Source organism: Pseudomonas sp. S2_C11 (genome assembly GCF_054668395.1).
Map to the genome: position 1 here is coordinate 3,011,995 of NZ_CP162765.1, position 16,848 is coordinate 3,028,842.

The 16,848-nt window shown below is 61.2% G+C and carries 14 protein-coding genes; 11 read left to right on the forward strand and 3 right to left on the reverse strand.

From position 1 onward, the window contains the following. The first annotated feature begins 21 nt into the window (after window positions 1–21). The 4 genes from AB4N48_RS13580 (at window position 22) to AB4N48_RS13595 (ending at window position 4,614) form a co-directional block, all read left to right on the forward strand. Window positions 22–1,371, forward strand: coding sequence for an APC family permease (locus AB4N48_RS13580; protein ID WP_460093637.1), 1,350 nt, complete (start codon window positions 22–24; stop codon window positions 1,369–1,371). A gap of 118 nt (window positions 1,372–1,489) precedes the next feature. Next, window positions 1,490–2,506, forward strand: coding sequence for an arginine N-succinyltransferase (locus tag AB4N48_RS13585; protein ID WP_460093638.1), 1,017 nt, complete (start codon window positions 1,490–1,492; stop codon window positions 2,504–2,506). Window positions 2,507–2,555: 49 nt separating this feature from the next. Continuing rightward, window positions 2,556–3,590, forward strand: coding sequence for an arginine N-succinyltransferase (gene astA, locus AB4N48_RS13590; RefSeq protein ID WP_041478621.1), 1,035 nt, complete (start codon window positions 2,556–2,558; stop codon window positions 3,588–3,590). A 154-nt stretch (window positions 3,591–3,744) separates the two neighbouring features. Further along, window positions 3,745–4,614 (forward strand): isocitrate lyase/PEP mutase family protein, encoded by an 870-nt coding sequence (locus AB4N48_RS13595; RefSeq protein ID WP_024012471.1) that lies wholly within the window; start codon window positions 3,745–3,747, stop codon window positions 4,612–4,614. Window positions 4,615–4,719: 105 nt separating this feature from the next. Here the strand turns inward: AB4N48_RS13595 and AB4N48_RS13600 are convergent, their stop codons facing one another. The 3 genes from AB4N48_RS13600 to AB4N48_RS13610 all read right to left on the reverse strand — a co-directional run bounded on the left by AB4N48_RS13600 (window position 4,720) and on the right by AB4N48_RS13610 (window position 7,940). Further along, window positions 4,720–5,022, reverse strand: a complete 303-nt coding sequence (locus AB4N48_RS13600; protein WP_460093639.1) for a hypothetical protein — start codon at window positions 5,020–5,022, stop codon at window positions 4,720–4,722. A gap of 400 nt (window positions 5,023–5,422) precedes the next feature. Continuing rightward, a complete protein-coding gene (locus tag AB4N48_RS13605) occupies window positions 5,423–6,658 on the reverse strand; it encodes a M20/M25/M40 family metallo-hydrolase (protein WP_460093640.1) in 1,236 nt (411 codons plus the stop codon). Window positions 6,659–6,866: 208 nt separating this feature from the next. Beyond that, window positions 6,867–7,940 (reverse strand): diguanylate cyclase, encoded by a 1,074-nt coding sequence (locus tag AB4N48_RS13610; RefSeq protein ID WP_056786785.1) that lies wholly within the window; start codon window positions 7,938–7,940, stop codon window positions 6,867–6,869. A 188-nt stretch (window positions 7,941–8,128) separates the two neighbouring features. Here AB4N48_RS13610 and AB4N48_RS13615 point away from each other — a divergent pair, with 188 nt between their 5' ends. The 7 genes from AB4N48_RS13615 to AB4N48_RS13645 all read left to right on the forward strand — a co-directional run bounded on the left by AB4N48_RS13615 (window position 8,129) and on the right by AB4N48_RS13645 (window position 16,826). Continuing rightward, on the forward strand, window positions 8,129–9,583 hold the full coding sequence (locus tag AB4N48_RS13615) for a flavin-containing monooxygenase (RefSeq protein ID WP_460093641.1): 1,455 nt from the start codon (window positions 8,129–8,131) through the stop codon (window positions 9,581–9,583). A 21-nt stretch (window positions 9,584–9,604) separates the two neighbouring features. Then, window positions 9,605–10,531: an alpha/beta fold hydrolase gene (locus AB4N48_RS13620; protein ID WP_016774118.1), complete on the forward strand. Its 927-nt coding sequence runs from the start codon at window positions 9,605–9,607 to the stop codon at window positions 10,529–10,531. 92 nt (window positions 10,532–10,623) lie between these two features. After that, a complete protein-coding gene (gene glcD / locus AB4N48_RS13625; protein WP_122880115.1) occupies window positions 10,624–12,123 on the forward strand; it encodes a glycolate oxidase subunit GlcD in 1,500 nt (499 codons plus the stop codon). After that, window positions 12,123–13,172 carry a glycolate oxidase subunit GlcE gene (glcE, locus tag AB4N48_RS13630; RefSeq protein ID WP_252869183.1) on the forward strand — a complete coding sequence of 350 codons (1,050 nt, stop codon included), beginning with the start codon at window positions 12,123–12,125 and terminating at the stop codon, window positions 13,170–13,172. Before glcD ends, glcE begins: the two co-directional genes overlap by 1 nt. A gap of 2 nt (window positions 13,173–13,174) precedes the next feature. Continuing rightward, window positions 13,175–14,395 carry a glycolate oxidase subunit GlcF gene (gene glcF / locus AB4N48_RS13635; RefSeq protein WP_460093642.1) on the forward strand — a complete coding sequence of 407 codons (1,221 nt, stop codon included), beginning with the start codon at window positions 13,175–13,177 and terminating at the stop codon, window positions 14,393–14,395. Window positions 14,396–14,483: 88 nt separating this feature from the next. Next, entirely contained in the window at window positions 14,484–15,863 is a 1,380-nt protein-coding gene (hglS, locus tag AB4N48_RS13640) for a 2-oxoadipate dioxygenase/decarboxylase HglS (protein WP_460093643.1), read from the forward strand. A 447-nt stretch (window positions 15,864–16,310) separates the two neighbouring features. Beyond that, the gene (locus AB4N48_RS13645; protein ID WP_007949952.1) at window positions 16,311–16,826 is read left to right on the forward strand and encodes an Hcp family type VI secretion system effector; all 516 of its coding nucleotides are present in this window, start codon (window positions 16,311–16,313) and stop codon (window positions 16,824–16,826) included. Window positions 16,827–16,848: the final 22 nt, after the last annotated feature.

Below are 16,848 nucleotides of genomic sequence, written 5' to 3' on the forward strand. Positions count from 1 at the left end.
GCTGACAAGGAGTTGCGCTTCATGGAAATTGAAGAATTCGGCTACAAGCAAGAGTTGAAACGTAGCCTGACGCTGACCGATCTGGTGGTGTACGGGATGATCTTCATGATCCCCATCGCCCCGTTCGGTGTGTATGGCTACGTCAACGCCGAAGCACCGGGGATGGTGCCGCTGGCGTACATCATCGGCATGGTGGCGATGCTGTTCACCGCCCTGAGTTACGGCAGCATGGCCAAGGCCTTTCCGGTTGCCGGCTCCGTATATTCCTACGCGCAACGCGGCCTTAATCAACACGTCGGCTTCATCGCTGGCTGGCTGATGCTGCTCGATTACCTGCTGATTCCGCCGCTGCTGTACCTGTATTCGGCGATGGCGCTCAACCATTTGTACCCGGACATTCCCAAGGTCGGCTTCATCCTGGCGTTTCTGGTCAGCGCAACATTCGTCAACCTGCGCGGCATCACCTTCACCGCGCGGATGAACATGCTGTTCCTGCTGGCACAACTGGTGGTGCTGGGGATCTTCCTGTTCTACGCCTGGAACGCCCTGCACAACGGTGGCGGTAACGGTGAGCTGACGCTGGCGCCGCTGTATCACCCGGAAACCTTCAACTTCGCTCTGCTGATGCAAGCGGTGTCGATCGCCGTGCTGTCGTTCCTCGGCTTCGACGCGATCTCCACCCTCGCCGAAGAAATCAAGGAAGATCCGGGCCGCAGCGTCGGCAAGGCAGCGCTGATCACCCTGGCGGTGATGGGCACGATTTTCGTCGTACAGACTTGGATTGCCACCGATCTGGCGGCGAGCATGGGCTTCAAATCCGCCGACACCGCGTTCTATGAAATCGCTGAAATCGCCGCTGGCAGCTGGCTGGCGACCCTGACCGCCGTCGCCACGGCGTTGGCCTGGGGCGTCGCCGTGGCAATCACCTCGCAGGCCGCCGTCTCGCGTCTGCTGTTCGGCATGGCCCGCGACGGCAAGCTGCCGAAGGTGCTGGCCAAGGTCCACCCGAAACACAACACGCCGTACCTGAGCATTTATCTGGTGGCGGCGTTGTCGCTGCTGATCTGCTACCTGTTCATCGACGCGGTCGACATCCTCACCTCGCTGATCAACTTCGGCGCCCTCAGCGGTTTCATGCTGCTGCACCTGACGGTGATCAACCACTACTGGCGTCGGCAGAAGTCGGGGCAGTTTGTGCGCCATCTGCTCTGCCCGGTGATCGGCTTCATCATCGTCGCCGCCATCATGTACAACATGGGCGTCGATGCGCAGAAACTCGGCCTGATCTGGATTGCCGTGGGCCTGGTGTACCTGTTCTTCCTCAACAAGCTCGGCGCCAGCACAGCGCTGCCCGATCCGAGCAAAGGCTGACAAGAAAAAGAGCGGCGTCTGACAACAAATCAGGCGACCGCCGATTCAACGCGTGGACACCGACAGTGATAGTCAGGTTCGGCGAATCGGCCGAACCTTTTGATACAGGAGTACATCCATGCTGGTCTTACGCCCAGTCGAGCAGAATGATCTGCCCCAGCTACAGCGCCTGGCCCGCGAGAGCCTGATCGGCGTGACTTCGCTGCCGGATGACAGCGAACACCTGCGCGAAAAAATCGCCGCGTCGTGCGCGTCTTTCGACAGCGCCGCCACAGCCCAGGGGCCGGAAAACTATTTCTTTGTACTGGAAGATCTCGAACGCCAGCAATTGGTCGGCTGCTCGGAAATCCTTGCCACCGCCGGCTTCAAGGAGCCGTTCTACAGCCTGCGCAATCGCCACTTCACCAGTGCTTCGCGGGAATTGAACATCGAGCATGGCGTGCCGGCGCTGTCGCTGTGCCATGACCTCAGCGGGCATACCTTGCTGCGCGGTTTCCACATTGACGCCGCGCTGGTGCGTACGCCGTTTTCCGAACTGTTGTCGCGAGCGCGCCTGCTGTTCATTGCTGCGCATGCACAGCGGTTCTCCGAAGCGGTGATCACCGAGATCGTCGGCTACAGCGACGAGCAGGGTCACTCGCCGTTCTGGGATGCGCTGGGCAAGCATTTCTTCGACCTGCCGTACGCGGAAGCCGAGCGCCTGTGCGGGTTGCAGAGCCGCACGTTCCTCGCCGAACTGATGCCGCAATACCCGATCTACGTGCCGATGCTGCCGCCAGCAGCGCAGGAATGCATCGGCCGCGTGCACCCGGACGGCCAGGAAGCGTTCGACATCCTCGCGCGTGAAGGCTTCGAAACCAACAGCTACATCGACCTGTTCGACGCCGGCCCGACCCTGTATGCGCGTACCGCAAACATTCGCTCGATCGCTGACAGCCAGACCGCCATTGTCCGCCAACAAGTATCGACCGACGCCCGTGGCCGTTATCTGCTGAGCAATGACGCCCTGCATGACTACCGCGCGATTGTCACCGAACTCGATTATCACCCCGATCAGCCGCTGCCCCTGACGCCCGCCATCTGCGCGGCGCTGAAAGTCAGCGAAGGCAGCTCGATACGGCTGGTCGCTCTGTGAGCCGCGTTAGCCATCCGCGCCTGAATCGGTACGCCAAAGGAGTTGGAGCATGATTGTCCGTCCGGTAAAAGTCAGCGACCTGCCAGCCTTGATGACCCTCGTCGAACAGGCTGGACCAGGTTTCACCACCCTTCCGGCCAACGAGGACCGACTTGCGCACCGGGTGCGCTGGGCGCAACGGGCGTTCGCCGAACAGGTGGAGCGCGCCGATGCCGATTACCTTTTTGTCCTCGAGGATGATGAGCAGCGCGTGGTCGGTGTCAGCGCGATGGCCGGCGCCGTTGGCTTGCGCGAGCCCTGGTACAACTACCGGCTCGGGGTGACCGTCAGTTCGGCGCCGGACCTGGGCATTCAGCGGCAGATCCCGACGCTGTTCCTCAACAACGAACTGACCGGGCAATCGGAGCTGTGCTCGCTGTTCCTGCGCCATGACCAGCGCAACGGCAGCAATGGCCGCCTGTTGTCGCTGGGTCGTCTACTGTTCGTCGCCGAATTTCCGCACCTGTTTGGCGAGAAGATGATCGCCGAGTTGCGCGGCAGTGCCGATGAAAACGGTTGCTCGCCATTTTGGGACAGCCTTGGCCGGCACTTCTTCCAGATGGATTTCACCCACGCCGATCACTTGTCCGGTCTGGGCAACAAAGCCTTTATCGCCGAACTGATGCCGCGCCAGCCGCTGTACACCTGCCTGCTCACCGAACAGGCGCAGGCGGCGATAGGCCAGACTCACCCGAACACCCAGCCGGCGTTGAAGATTCTTCAAGCCGAGGGTTTCACGCACAAAGGCTATATCGACATTTTCGACGGTGGCCCGGTCATCGAAGCGCCGATCCGCAGCATCCGCACGGTGCGCGACAGTCTTGAACTGACCCTGAGCCTCGGCACCCCGGACGAGCAGGCGCCGCTATGGCTGATTCACAACCGCCGGCTGGAAAACTGCCGTATCACCGTGGCCCCCGGGCGACTGGTGGGCAACAGCCTGGTTGTCGATCGTCTCACTGCCAAACGCCTGCAACTGCAGCCGGGCAATTCAGTGCGCGCAGTGCTCCTGCCCCATCAACAGCAACATGCCGTGGCGGCCTGATATTTCCGGCACGGGAGATTAAACCTTTCAGCCGCCAGTCCTGCCGCGCAAATTCGTCATGATTCTTGACCCATTCGCGTGATAGCCTTTTCATTCTTCGGCGTTGACACCTTTGCTCAAGCCTTTCCATTCCTTATGTATTGGTGGAACTCGTATGACCAGGCTTTCCCATCAAGATTTGCGCCGTAACTTCCGTCAGCTGCTGGCCTCCGACACCTGCTACCACACGGCTTCGGTATTCGATCCGATGTCCGCCCGCATCGCCGCTGACCTGGGTTTTGAAGTGGGTATTCTCGGCGGTTCCGTGGCCTCCCTGCAGGTGCTTGGCGCGCCGGACTTCGCCCTGATCACCCTCAGCGAATTCGCCGAACAGGCCACGCGCATTGGCCGCGTCGCCCAATTGCCAGTGATCGCCGACGCCGACCACGGCTATGGCAACGCTCTTAACGTGATGCGCACCATCGTCGAACTGGAACGCGCTGGCGTCGCTGCACTGACCATCGAAGATACCTTGCTGCCCGCGCAATTCGGGCGCAAATCCACCGACCTGATCACCGTGGCCGAAGGCGTCGGCAAGATCCGCGCGGCGCTGGAAGCCCGGGTCGACACCGAGATGGCCATCATCGCCCGCACCAACGCTGGCATTCTGCCGAATCAGGAAATCATCAGCCGCACCCGCCAATATCAGGCGGCAGGCGCTGACGGTATCTGCATGGTCGGCGTGCAGGACTTCGATCAGCTGGAACAGATCGCCGAACATCTGACCGTGCCGCTGATGCTGGTCACCTACGGCAACCCGGCCCTGCGCGACGACAAACGCCTGGCCGAACTGGGCGTGCGCGTGACCATCGACGGCCATGGCGCCTACTTCGCCGCGATCAAAGCAACCTACGACAGCCTGCGCGAACAGCGACAGATCTTCACCCAGGCCGCCGATCTGAGCGCGACCGAGTTGACGCACACCTATACCCAGCCGGAGGAATACATTCTCTGGGCCAAGGAGTACATGAGCGTCAAGGAGTGATGCACACGCTGCACCGGCCCCTTCGCGAGCAGGCTCGCTCCCACAGTTGAAATGCGGTCCCCTGTGGGAGCAAGCCTGCTCGCGAAAGCGTCTATTGCGGCACCGCTAAACCGGCGTCTTATACCCCTCCTCCCGCTGCGCCGCCCGCGCCTGAATCACATTCAGAATCGCGCAGCCCTCGCGCATCAGCAGATGAACCGCGCTGGTCACCCGCGCCAGATCACAATCGGAGATGCCCTTGAGGTTGAGGCTGGCGAAAGTGTCGGCCAGATCGCGCACGACCAAAAACCGGTGCATCGCACAGGCGGCCAAGTCGCTGAGTTCAGTGTGGGTATTGATGAAGAGCACCGGCGATTCGGCGTCGTAGGTGTCGATGGGGAGATAGCGCGGCATTACTTGGTCGGTCATAGAGTTCACTCCAGAAAGGTCAGGTTCTGTATTCGACCGGCCAAGATCGTCGCAGGGTTATCTGCGAACCGAGACTATAAGAGCCGCGCCCGACGGCCGCAACGAGAGCTTCTGTCGGACTTTTCGGTATTTTTTGTGCGCCGTCCTCGACTGCCACTTTTCCCACAAAAGCCCCTCACCCTAGCCCTCTCCCAGAGGGGAGAGGGGACTGATTGGGGAATGCTCTGGATCTACGCCGACGTGAGAGATCGCGTTGAATGCGAATTTGAATTCAACTTGATCTGGCGGTTGCCACATGGACCACAAACAACGCGGTCAGTCCCCTCTCCTGGGGGAGAGGGCTAGGGTGAGGGGTGAGTCAACTGACACCCCGCCCCAAACATTCACACCACCAATCCCATCACCGCGGCTTGGCCAACTCCATGATCATCCGTGACAACAAATAAATCCGCGGCGCCACGCTCGCCACCTCGGCATATTCCTCAGGCGTGTGAATATTGCCGCCGACAATGCCGAAGCCATCCAGCGTCGGCGTCCCTACGCCTGCGGACAGACTGGCATCCGCCGCGCCGCCGCTGCCCTCCTCGGTGAGCTCGCGGCCAATTTCGCCGTAAATGCCTTGAGCCATGGCCATCAAGCGATCGGACTCAGCGGTCTGCGGCATCGGCGGCAAACCGCGCTGCAAGGACGTTTTCACTTCGGTATCGGCAATCAACTTGTCCTGCGAGACCCGCGCCAGATCCTTCTCGATGCGATCAAATTCCTCCGGCACTGCCGCGCGCACATCCGCCTTGGCCGTGGCCTGATCAGGAATCACGTTGGTGCGATCGCCGGCCTTGAGCACGGTGAAGTTGATGGTGGTCTTCTTCGCCTCGTCACCGAGCTTGCCCAGTTGCAGAATCTGATGCGCCGCTTCCATCGCCGCGTTCCGGCCCAATTCAGGCGCGACGCCGGCGTGGGCGGCCTTGCCTTTGACTTCGACCAGCGCCGTCGCACTGCCCTTGCGCCACACCACCAGGCCATCGGCCGGGCGCCCCGGTTCGAGGTTGAGGGTGACGTCGTGCTGTTTGGCGGTTTTCTTGATCAGGTCGGTGGCGACGTCCGAGCCGGTTTCTTCGCTGGCATCCAGCAGGAAGGTGATCTGCGCGTAATCCTTGAAGTCGAGGTTCTTCAGCACTTTCAATGCGTAGATGCCGGCGACGATGCCGCCCTTGTCGTCCATTACACCCGGCCCGTAGGCGCGGCCGTCCTTGATGTGGAAAGGCCGCTCGGCGGCGGAGCCTTCCTTGAACACCGTGTCCATGTGCGCCATCAGGAGAATCTTCGCTTTCCCGGTGCCTTTGAGCGTGGCTAGCACGTGGTTGGATTTCTCCGGGGTGTTCGGCACCAGTTCGATAGTTGCGCCGAGCTTTTTCAGCTCATCGATGGCGATGTCGCTGACCTGTTTCAGGCCCGGCTCATAACCTGAGCCGGAGTCGATATTGACCAGTCGCTCCAACATTTTCAGGGCTTCGGGCTGATACTGCTCGGCATCGGCGAGCACTTGTTTGTGCGGTTCGGCAGCGTTTGCGGCCGAGAATGCGAGGGACAGACCGAGGCTGGCGGCCAGCAGAGAGCGGGGAAAGGAGAACGTCATGAAGCAGTCCTTGTTTCGTGTCGGAGGGATTCAACCGTAACCGACATCGGCGCAAGGCTCTATAGCGGATGCGACACTGATCTAACCGACAACACATACCCCGGTGGGAGCGAGCCTGCTCGCGAAGGCGTCGTGGCAAACGATATTGATACCGCCTGACCCAGCGCTTTCGCGAGCAGGCTCGCTCCCACAGGTATCAGCTCGCCCGTCAGACCGAATCCAGCAGCGCCTGCCTCGGCTTGTTGTCGCTGTTGCAGATCACCCGATTGCGCCCACTGGCCTTGGCTTCGTACAACGCCTGATCGGCCTCATCCAGCCAACGCGTGGCGTCGGCATGGCTCGGGTCGTACGCGGCCAGGCCAATGCTCAGACTGACCTTCAACGCCGGGTTCTGCTCGTAGCCCATCACCGCAAAACGCTCGCGCAAGGCTTCCATCGCCTGAGCCGCGTTGAACAGTGGCAGCTCCGGCAAAATCACGCAGAACTCGTCCCCGCCATAGCGCCCCGCCACATCCGTGGCGCGCAGATTCTGTTTGAGCAGTTTGCTCAACTGGCGCAGGACGATATCGCCAGCGACATGCCCATAGGTGTCATTGATCGCTTTGAAGTGGTCGATGTCGATCAGCGCAATCGCCGCGCCCTGCTGCTGGCGTTTGCAGCGCTGGAACGCGAGGTTCAGCTGATCCTTCCACGCGCCATGATTGAGCAGGCCGGTCAGGCTATCGGTGCGACTCAACGCCAATAGCTCGCGCTTGTGCCGACCGAGGGTCGAGGCCTGGCGAAAGCAGATCCAGCCTAGCGCCAGCGGATACAGCAACAGCAACGGCAAACAGGCGTACAGCTGCAGCGGCGTTGTTGGCGGGATGAACGCCGGCGCAAACACCACCAGCCCCACGCCCATACCGAATAGCTGTGCCGCCGTGCCCGCCAGCAAAAAACGCCCGCCACCGATGGCGACGTTGTTCATCGCCATCATCGAAATCGTGGTAGCGCTGGGCAAGGGATTGAACTGCATGGCGGCGACCCAGAAGCCGCCCATGAATGCATCGATCAGCAAATTGCGGTGTTCGGCGCGAAACGGCACGCTCGAGCTTCGCGCCCATAGAAAGGCCAGATGCGGCCAGACCAGGCCGTTGAACAGCATCAGGCCCCACACCCACAGCGGCGGATCGAGCGCGTGCATCGCCACGCTGACACACATCAGCCCGAGCAGCAGCCCGAACACCCGCGACCTGTACAGCCTCCTGGCCAGTGAAAGTCCCTTTCCTCGCGTATTTCCCATAAGGGCCTCGACCGCGCGATGCATGGTTACATCCCGACAAGGATGTGTCCGGAGTCTATCAGGGCGCCGCTAAATAGCCATCACCGGCCAGCGGCCTGAATAGAGCGCTATCAGCGCCGCACGCGCGGCCCAGAGTTGGCTATAAATGAAAGAGGGGAAATGGAAAAACAACTATAAAAAGGGGGCACATGCATACCTACGCTGTGTTGATCATCGGCAGCGGTTTCGGCGGCCAGTGCGCGGCGGTCAACCTGCTCAAGGCCGGAATCGACGATTTTCGCATTCTTGAGCGACGCGACTTCTTCGGCGGCACCTGGTGCCAGAACACCTACCCCGGCGCAGCGGTGGACGTCCCGTCGCCGCTGTATTCGCTGTCATTCGCGCCCTACCGCTGGTCGCAGATGTTCGCCGAACAGGCGGAATTGCGTCGCTACACCGAACAGCTGATCGAGCAGTTCGGTTTGCGCGAGCGCGTGGAGCTGGGGGCGGATGTCGAGCGCGTCGAGTGGGACGAGGCGGAAAAACACTGGACGGTGCACACCCGCGCCAAAGGCATCTTTCACACGCAGTTTTTGATCAACGCTTCCGGGCCATTGAGTCAGCCGGTCATCCCGCACTTTGCTGGGATGGATCGCTTTCAAGGCAAGACTTTTCACACAAACAATTGGGATCACAGCTACGACTATCGCGGTAAACGCGTCGCGATCGTCGGCAGTGGTGCCAGCGCCGCGCAGGTGATCCCGGCGATTGCGCCACAAGTCGAACACCTGCATGTATTCCAGCGCACGCCGCATTGGGTGCTGCCGCGTGCCGATCGCAAATTCGGCCGTTTCCAGCGCTGGCTGCTCGGTCTGAAGCCGGCGTACAAGCTGCTGCGCTGGCTGATCTACTGGCAATTCGAAACACGGGTAATCGCCTTCAAATACTCGAGACCGGCGATTCATCTGGTCCAACGACATGCGCTGCGTTTTCTCAAACGCCAGGTTCCGGACCCGGTACTGCGGCAGAAACTCACCCCGGACTTCACCATCGGCTGCAAACGGGTGCTGGTGTCCAGCACGTACTACCCGGCGCTGAGCCGCGCCAACGTCACGTTGCACAGTCGCGAGCACGGCATCGCTTCGATCGACGAAAGCGGGATCAACACCGTGGACGGTGAGCATCTCGATGTTGATCTGATCGTCTGGTCGACCGGTTACGACGCCACCGACGGGGTGATTTCCTACCCGGTCAGCGGCAAAAACGCGGTGCAACTCAGAGATGTCTGGGCCGAATACCCGCGCGCGTACCTCGGCACCAGCCTGCCGGATTTCCCCAACCTGTTTATCGTCACCGGGCCGAACACCGGCATTGGCCACACCTCGGCACTGTTCATCATCGAATCGCAGATGAACTACATCCTCGACTGCATCCGCACCGTACGGGCCAAAGGCCTGAGCAGCATCGAAGTGCGCCGTGACGCAGAACGTACCTACACTGCAATGATCCACAGGGAAATGCAGCGCACGGTGTGGAAATCCGGTGGTTGCCACAGTTGGTACCAGAGCAAGAGCGGTCATGTGATCGCGATGTTTCCCGGCTTCAGTTTCAGCTATCACCTGCTGACCCGGGCGCTGAAACCGGCCGACCATATTTTGTCCTGAACACGTATAAGGAAGACGTCGATGCTTTTGCTGTTTGTCGCACTCGCGGTTTTCGTGGCCTGGAGCTGGTTGAGTTACCCGGCGGTCGGCCATTGGTTGTACAACCTGGCCATGGCCAGCGAGGCCAGGTTGTACAAATTGCACAAGATCGAAGTGCCGATCGCCGAGATGACCGTGTCGACCTGGCAAGGCGGGCCGTACGAGGCGTCCAGCGCGATCCTGATGCTGCACGGCTTCAGCGCCGACAAAAACCTCTGGCTGCGCTGCGCCCGGCATTTCGTCCGTCAGTATCGGGTGATCATTCCGGATCTGGCCGGCCACGGTGAGACTGGCTTCAAGGCTGGCGGCGGTTACGACATTGCGGTTCAGGCCAAACGCATGATTCAACTGCTCGACGTCTGCGGCGTGGAGAAAGTCCATGTCATTGGCAACTCCATGGGCGGCTACATCGCCGCGTGGCTGGCGGCGACCTATCCGGAGCGGATCGCATCGCTGGCGCTGATCGACCCGGCCGGCGTCACCGCACCGGAGCCCAGCGACATGGAGCGCCATCTGGCGCGCGGGCACAACCCGTTCCTGATCAACTCCCGCGAAGAATTCCAGCGCTTCTACGCGATGACCATGGAGTCGCCGCCGTGGGTACCGAAACTGGTGCTGGACGCCGTCGCCCAGCGCTACGAGCAACAACGTGACGAGCTCGAAGAAATCTTCCGCGACTTCCGCGCGAGCCCGCCGATGGAGCCGAAACTGGCCGAGATCAAATGCCCGGCGCTGTTGCTCTGGGGGCGCAAGGATCGCCTGATCGACGTCAGCAGCGTGCCGGTGTGGAGCAAAGGCATCGCCAATCTCGAAGTGGATGTGTGGGATCACGTCGGGCACATGCCGATGGTCGAACAGCCGGGAAATACCGCGCGGCTGTACGGGGAATTTCTGGAACGACAGCGATGAAGATGGATATTCGCAATGCCCCAGGTGGCGCAACTGATCGTTCCCATGCTCTGCGTGGGAACGATCAGCGGAGACAGAAGGTTGGCGTTCCCATGAACATCCTTTACGACGAACGCCTCGACGGTCCGTTGCCCGAGGTGAACAAGGGCGAATTGCTCAAGGCTCTGCAACAAGCCCTGCCGGACCTGGACATCCTCTGGCGCGAAGATGAACTCAAACCCTACGAATGCGACGGTCTCTCCGCCTACCGCACCACGCCAATGCTGGTCGCCCTGCCCCGTCGACTCGAACAAGTGCAAACCTTGCTGAAACTCTGCCACCAAAACAACGTGCCTGTCGTCGCGCGGGGTGCCGGTACGGGCTTGTCCGGCGGCGCGCTGCCACTGGAAAAGGGCCTGCTGCTGGTGATGGCGCGGTTCAACAACATCCTGCACATCGACCCCGCTGCACGTATCGCGCGGGTTCAGCCGGGGGTGCGCAATCTTGCTATCTCCCAGGCGGCGGCCCCATTTGGCTTGTATTACGCACCGGATCCGTCATCGCAGATCGCCTGCTCGATCGGCGGCAACGTCGCGGAAAACGCTGGTGGCGTGCATTGCCTCAAGTACGGCCTGACCGTGCACAACGTGTTGAAAATCGAAGTACTGACCATCGAGGGCGAACGTCTGACGCTGGGCTCCGAGGCGCTCGATTCAGCCGGTTTTGACCTGCTCGCCTTGTTCACCGGCTCCGAAGGCCTGCTGGGGATCATCACCGAAGTCACGGTGAAACTGCTGCCCAAACCGCAAGTCGCCAAGGTCCTGCTCGGCAGTTTCGATTCAGTCGAGAAGGCCGGCCGAGCGGTTGCCGAAATCATCGCTGCCGGGATCATTCCCGGAGGCCTGGAAATGATGGACAACCTGGCCATTCGCGCCGCCGAAGATTTTATCCACGCCGGTTACCCGGTCGACGCCGAGGCGATTCTGCTGTGCGAACTCGACGGTGTCGAAGCCGACGTGCACGACGATTGCCAGCGGGTGCGCGAAGTCATGACAGCAGCCGGCGCCACTGAAGTGCGCCAGGCCCAGGACGAGGCCGAGCGCGTGCGTTTCTGGGCCGGGCGCAAAAATGCGTTTCCGGCGATCGGCCGGTTGTCGCCGGATTATTACTGCATGGACGGCACCATCCCGCGCCGCGAATTGCCCGCTGTGCTGCAAGGTATCGCCAGCCTCGGCGAGGAATATGGCTTGCGCGTGGCCAACGTGTTCCATGCCGGCGACGGCAACATGCATCCGCTGATTCTGTTCGACGCCAACCAGCCGGGGGAGCTGCATCGCGCCGAGGCATTGGGCGGCAAGATCCTCGAACTGTGCGTGAAGGTCGGCGGCAGCATCACTGGCGAGCACGGCGTCGGCCGCGAAAAAATCAATCAGATGTGCGCGCAGTTCAACAGCGACGAGTTACTGCTGTTTCATGCAGTGAAAGCCGCGTTCGATCCGCAGGGCTTGCTCAATCCCGGCAAGAACATTCCGACCCTGCACCGCTGCGCCGAATTCGGCGCGATGCACATTCACGCCGGGCAACTGCCCTTCCCCGAGCTGGAGCGATTCTGATGGCTGATTTCGACGCCGCCAACGCCCTGCTCGATCAGGTCAACGCCGCGCGGGCCAATGCCACGCCGCTGAAGATTCAGGGCGGCAACAGCAAGGCCTTTCTCGGTCGCGAGGTGGCCGGCGAAGTGCTCGACACCCGTGCTCATCGCGGCATCGTTCAATACGATCCGACCGAACTGGTGGTCACCGCACGCGCCGGCACGCCATTGTCCGCGCTGCTTGCGGCGCTGGATGACGCCGGGCAAATGTTGCCCTGCGAACCGCCATCCTTCGCCGACAGCGCCACGGTCGGCGGCATGGTCGCCACGGGACTGTCCGGACCTCGCCGGCCGTGGTCCGGCTCGGTACGCGACTTCGTTCTCGGCACGCGGGTGATCACCGGCCTCGGTCAGCATCTGCGCTTCGGTGGCGAAGTGATGAAAAACGTCGCCGGTTATGACCTTTCGCGACTGATGGCCGGCAGTTTCGGTTGCCTCGGCGTGCTCACCGAAGTGTCGCTGAAAGTCCTGCCGAAACCGCGCCAGTGCCTGAGCATTCGCCTCGATATCGACTGCGCTCGGGCCTTGAGCAAACTTGCCGAATGGGGCCAGCAACCGCTGCCGATCAGCGCGGCATGTCACGATGGCCAGAGTCTGTATCTGCGTCTGGAAGGCGGCGAAGGTTCGGTAACGGCGGCGCATCAACGCCTCGGTGGTGAGCCGTTGGACTCGGTTTTCTGGCGCGACCTCAACGAACAGCGCCTGAGTTTTTTCGACGAAGGTTTGCCGCTGTGGCGCCTGTCATTGCCGAACAATCTCGGCCCGCTCGAGCTGCCCGGCGAGCAACTGATCGACTGGGCCGGCGCGCAACGCTGGGTGAAATCCGAAAGCTCTGAGATTCACGCACTCGCCCATTCCTTGGGCGGCCATGCAACGTGCTTTACCCATGGCGCCACGGATTCGCCGTTTCAACCCTTGGCGCCAACCCTGCTGCGCTACCACCGGCAACTCAAGGCGCAACTCGACCCGCAAGGGCTGTTCAACCCCGGACGCATGTACGCGGAGGTCTAGCCATGCAAACCACCCTCAGCGAGCAATCGCGAAAATTGCCCCGGGCTGGCGAAGCGGAAAAGATCCTGCGCACCTGCGTGCATTGCGGCTTTTGCAACGCGACGTGCCCGACGTACCAATTGCTCGGCGATGAACTCGATGGGCCGCGCGGGCGCATTTATCTGATCAAGCAAGTGCTGGAAGGCGCACCGGCCACCGAGCAGACGCAGCTGCATCTGGATCGCTGCCTGTCGTGTCGCAACTGCGAAACCACCTGCCCGTCCGGCGTCGATTATCACAACCTGCTCGACATTGGCCGCGCAGTAGTCGACAGCGCGGTGCCGCGCCCGGCCGCTCAGCGCTTGCTGCGCGAAGGCTTGCGTGCGTTGGCGCCCAATCCCGGTTTGTTCAAAGGCTTGCTGCGCATGGGCGCGACCTTTCGACCGCTGCTGCCGCGCCTGCTGGAAAGCAAACTGCCGCAACACTTGGGTGTTATGGGGTCGCGCCCCGCTCCTCGGCATGCGCGCCGGGTGTTGTTGCTCGAAGGCTGCGTGCAACCGGGTCTGTCGCCGAACACCAATGACGCGACCGCGCGGGTGCTCGATCGTCTGGGCATCAGCGTCACTCCGGTGAGCGAGGCGGGTTGCTGCGGCGCGCTCGACTATCACCTCGACGCCCAGGCCAAAGGTCTCGACCGCGCTCGACAGAACATCGACGCCTGGTGGCCGCACTTGCAGAATGGCGCCGAAGCCATCGTGCAAACGGCCAGCGGTTGTGGCGCGTTCATCAAGGATTACGGGCATTTGCTTGCGGACGATCCGATCTACGCGTTGAAAGCCCGGCAGATCAGCGAAATGACTCGGAACCTGGTGCAAGTCATCGCGCAGGAACCGCTGGAACAGGTCTGCGCCGCCAGCGAACGGCGCATCGCCGTGCATTGCCCGTGCACTTTGCAGCACGCACTGAAACTCGGCGGCGCCGTGGAAACAGTGCTGACCCGACTCGGCTTCAACCTCACGCCGGTACCGGATGGCCATTTGTGCTGCGGCTCGGCGGGCACTTACTCGCTGACCCAACCGGTGCTGGCGCGGCAACTGCGTGACCAGCGACTCAACGCTCTGGAAAGCGGCCGGCCCGAGTTGATCGTCACTTCCAATGTGGGCTGTCAGAGCCATCTGGCGAGCGCCGGGCGCACGCCGGTCAGACACTGGATCGAGCTGGTGGATCAGTCGTTGGCAGAATGAAGTTCGTAGGATTCTTCGTTTGCCCGCGTGGGCGAAGGCTGCGATCTTTTCGGGCATCCATTTCGTCACCGTGGCAGGAATTTTTTTCATGACCGTGCAGCCGTTCGTCAGCCCCGACCTGATCCGCCAACGCTTCTCCCGAGCGATGTCCGACATGTACCGCGAAGAGGTGCCGCTGTACGGCGCGCTGATGGAACTGGTGGAGAAAACCAATCGCGAAGTGCTGGCACGTCAGCCTGACATCGCCGGACAGCTCAAGCGCACCGGCGAAATCGAACGCCTGGACATGGAACGCCACGGCGCCATTCGCGTCGGCACCGCGAGCGAACTGGCTACCCTCGCCCGCCTGTTCGCGGTGATGGGCATGCAACCAGTGGGTTATTACGACCTGACCCCGGCGGGCGTGCCGGTGCATTCAACGGCGTTTCGCGCGGTGCATGAAGAAGCGCTGCAGGTCAGCCCGTTTCGCGTGTTTACCTCGTTGCTGCGCCTGGAGCTGATTGAAGACGCTGAATTGCGTTCGTTTGCCGAGTCGGTACTGGCCCGTCGTTCGATTTTTACTGAAGAGGCGTTGCGCCTGATTGAACAGGCGGAAACGGCTGGCGGACTGAATGACGACGAAGCCGCAGAATTCGTCCGACAGGCCCTGGAGACTTTTCGCTGGCACCACAGCGCCACCGTCAGCGCCGCGCAGTACCAGAAACTCAGCGCCCAGCACCGCTTGATCGCCGATGTCGTTGCGTTCAAAGGCCCGCATATCAATCACCTGACCCCGCGCACGCTGGACATCGACACCGTTCAGGAGCAGATGCCTGCCCATGGCATCACACCCAAAGCGGTGATCGAAGGTCCACCACGCCGCAACTGCCCGATCCTGCTGCGCCAGACCAGTTTCAAGGCGCTGGACGAGCCGATCGCCTTCACCGATCAGCCCGAAACCCGTGGCAGCCACAGCGCGCGCTTCGGCGAAATCGAACAACGCGGCGCCGCCCTCACGCCCAAGGGTCGCGCGCTGTATGACCGCTTGTTGAATGCCGCTCGCGATGAACTGGGCGACTTCCCCAATGAAGCCAATGCCGCACGCTACAACGCGCTGATGACTCAGCACTTTGCCGAATTTCCTGACAGCGTCGAGGGTATGCGCGAACAGGGGCTGGCGTACTTTCGTTATTTCGCTACGGAAAAGGGCATCGCGCCGCACGGACTTGGCGAATCGTCACTGGAGGATTTGCTGCGCGATGGCTACGTGAAAGCGGAGCCGCTGGTGTACGAAGATTTCCTGCCGGTGAGCGCGGCGGGGATTTTTCAGTCGAACCTGGGGGATGCCGCACAGGCGCATTACGCCGAACACTCCAATCGACAGGCTTTCGAACAGGCGCTGGGGCGTTCGGCCATCGATGAGTTGGGGTTGTATGCCGGGACGCAACGGCGGTCGATTGAGGAGTGTTTGACCCGACTCGCGCGTTAAAACATCAAAAGATCGCAGCCTACGGCAGCTCCTACAGGGGAAATGCATTCCAAATGTAGGAGCTGCCGCAGGCTGCGATCTTTTGATCTGAAGCTATGAGGCAATCTTTGCCTCCATAGCAATCTTTGCCTCCATAAAGGCATCTGGCCATTGTGCGCAAGAAGTTGCGCAGTGGCCCGTAATATTTCAGGGCCTAAATCCTCTGCAGCTCAAGCGGCGCAAGCCCTGCAGCCAAGTGCGCAAGAAGTTGCGCAGTACTGCGCAACTTCTTGCGCACTTTCTCCCGACTTTCCCGCTGAAAATCGCCCCGAATGATCACCGACTACCGTGGCGCCCCCGCCATCCGGGCACCGCGCAAAACCTGGCACGCTCCTTGATAACTCTCAGCCACCCACCGGGCGATTTCGCCTCCGGGCACCCTAACTTTATCCGCAAGGAGAGCACCCCATGGCAACACCAGCGTACATGTCGGTTACCGGCGAAAAACAAGGCCTGATCACTGCCGGCGCTTTCACCGCCGACTCCGTTGGCAACACCTACCAGGAAGGCCACGAAGACCAGGTCATGGTTCAGGCTTTCACCCACGACGTGATCATCCCGCGTGACCCGCAATCCGGTCAGCCAACCGGTCAGCGCGTACACAAGCCAGTTGTGATCACCAAGGTCTACGACAAGGCTTCGCCACTGCTGCAAGCAGCTCTGACTTCCGGCGAGCGCATGAGCGAAATCGTTATCCAGTGGTACCGCACTTCGGCTCAAGGCACCCAAGAGCACTACTACACCACCAAACTGGAAGACGCGATCATCGTCGCCATCAACAACAAAATGCACAACTGCCAGGATCCAGGCAACGCGCACTTCACCCACCTGGAAGAAGTGCAGTTCACCTACCGTAAAATCACCTGGACCCACGAAGTATCCGGTACTTCGGGTTCCGATGACTGGCGTGCTCCAGTCGTTTAATTACGGCTGACCGTTACACGCA

Coding starts and splice junctions, on each gene's coding strand:
- AB4N48_RS13580 (WP_460093637.1), top strand. CDS start 22: ATGGAAATTGAAGAATTCGGCTACAAGCAAGAGTTGAAACGTAGCCTG.
- AB4N48_RS13585 (WP_460093638.1), top strand. CDS start 1,490: ATGCTGGTCTTACGCCCAGTCGAGCAGAATGATCTGCCCCAGCTACAG.
- astA (WP_041478621.1), top strand. CDS start 2,556: ATGATTGTCCGTCCGGTAAAAGTCAGCGACCTGCCAGCCTTGATGACC.
- AB4N48_RS13595 (WP_024012471.1), top strand. CDS start 3,745: ATGACCAGGCTTTCCCATCAAGATTTGCGCCGTAACTTCCGTCAGCTG.
- AB4N48_RS13600 (WP_460093639.1), bottom strand. CDS start 5,022: ATGACCGACCAAGTAATGCCGCGCTATCTCCCCATCGACACCTACGAC.
- AB4N48_RS13605 (WP_460093640.1), bottom strand. CDS start 6,658: ATGACGTTCTCCTTTCCCCGCTCTCTGCTGGCCGCCAGCCTCGGTCTG.
- AB4N48_RS13610 (WP_056786785.1), bottom strand. CDS start 7,940: ATGGGAAATACGCGAGGAAAGGGACTTTCACTGGCCAGGAGGCTGTAC.
- AB4N48_RS13615 (WP_460093641.1), top strand. CDS start 8,129: ATGCATACCTACGCTGTGTTGATCATCGGCAGCGGTTTCGGCGGCCAG.
- AB4N48_RS13620 (WP_016774118.1), top strand. CDS start 9,605: ATGCTTTTGCTGTTTGTCGCACTCGCGGTTTTCGTGGCCTGGAGCTGG.
- glcD (WP_122880115.1), top strand. CDS start 10,624: ATGAACATCCTTTACGACGAACGCCTCGACGGTCCGTTGCCCGAGGTG.
- glcE (WP_252869183.1), top strand. CDS start 12,123: ATGGCTGATTTCGACGCCGCCAACGCCCTGCTCGATCAGGTCAACGCC.
- glcF (WP_460093642.1), top strand. CDS start 13,175: ATGCAAACCACCCTCAGCGAGCAATCGCGAAAATTGCCCCGGGCTGGC.
- hglS (WP_460093643.1), top strand. CDS start 14,484: ATGACCGTGCAGCCGTTCGTCAGCCCCGACCTGATCCGCCAACGCTTC.
- AB4N48_RS13645 (WP_007949952.1), top strand. CDS start 16,311: ATGGCAACACCAGCGTACATGTCGGTTACCGGCGAAAAACAAGGCCTG.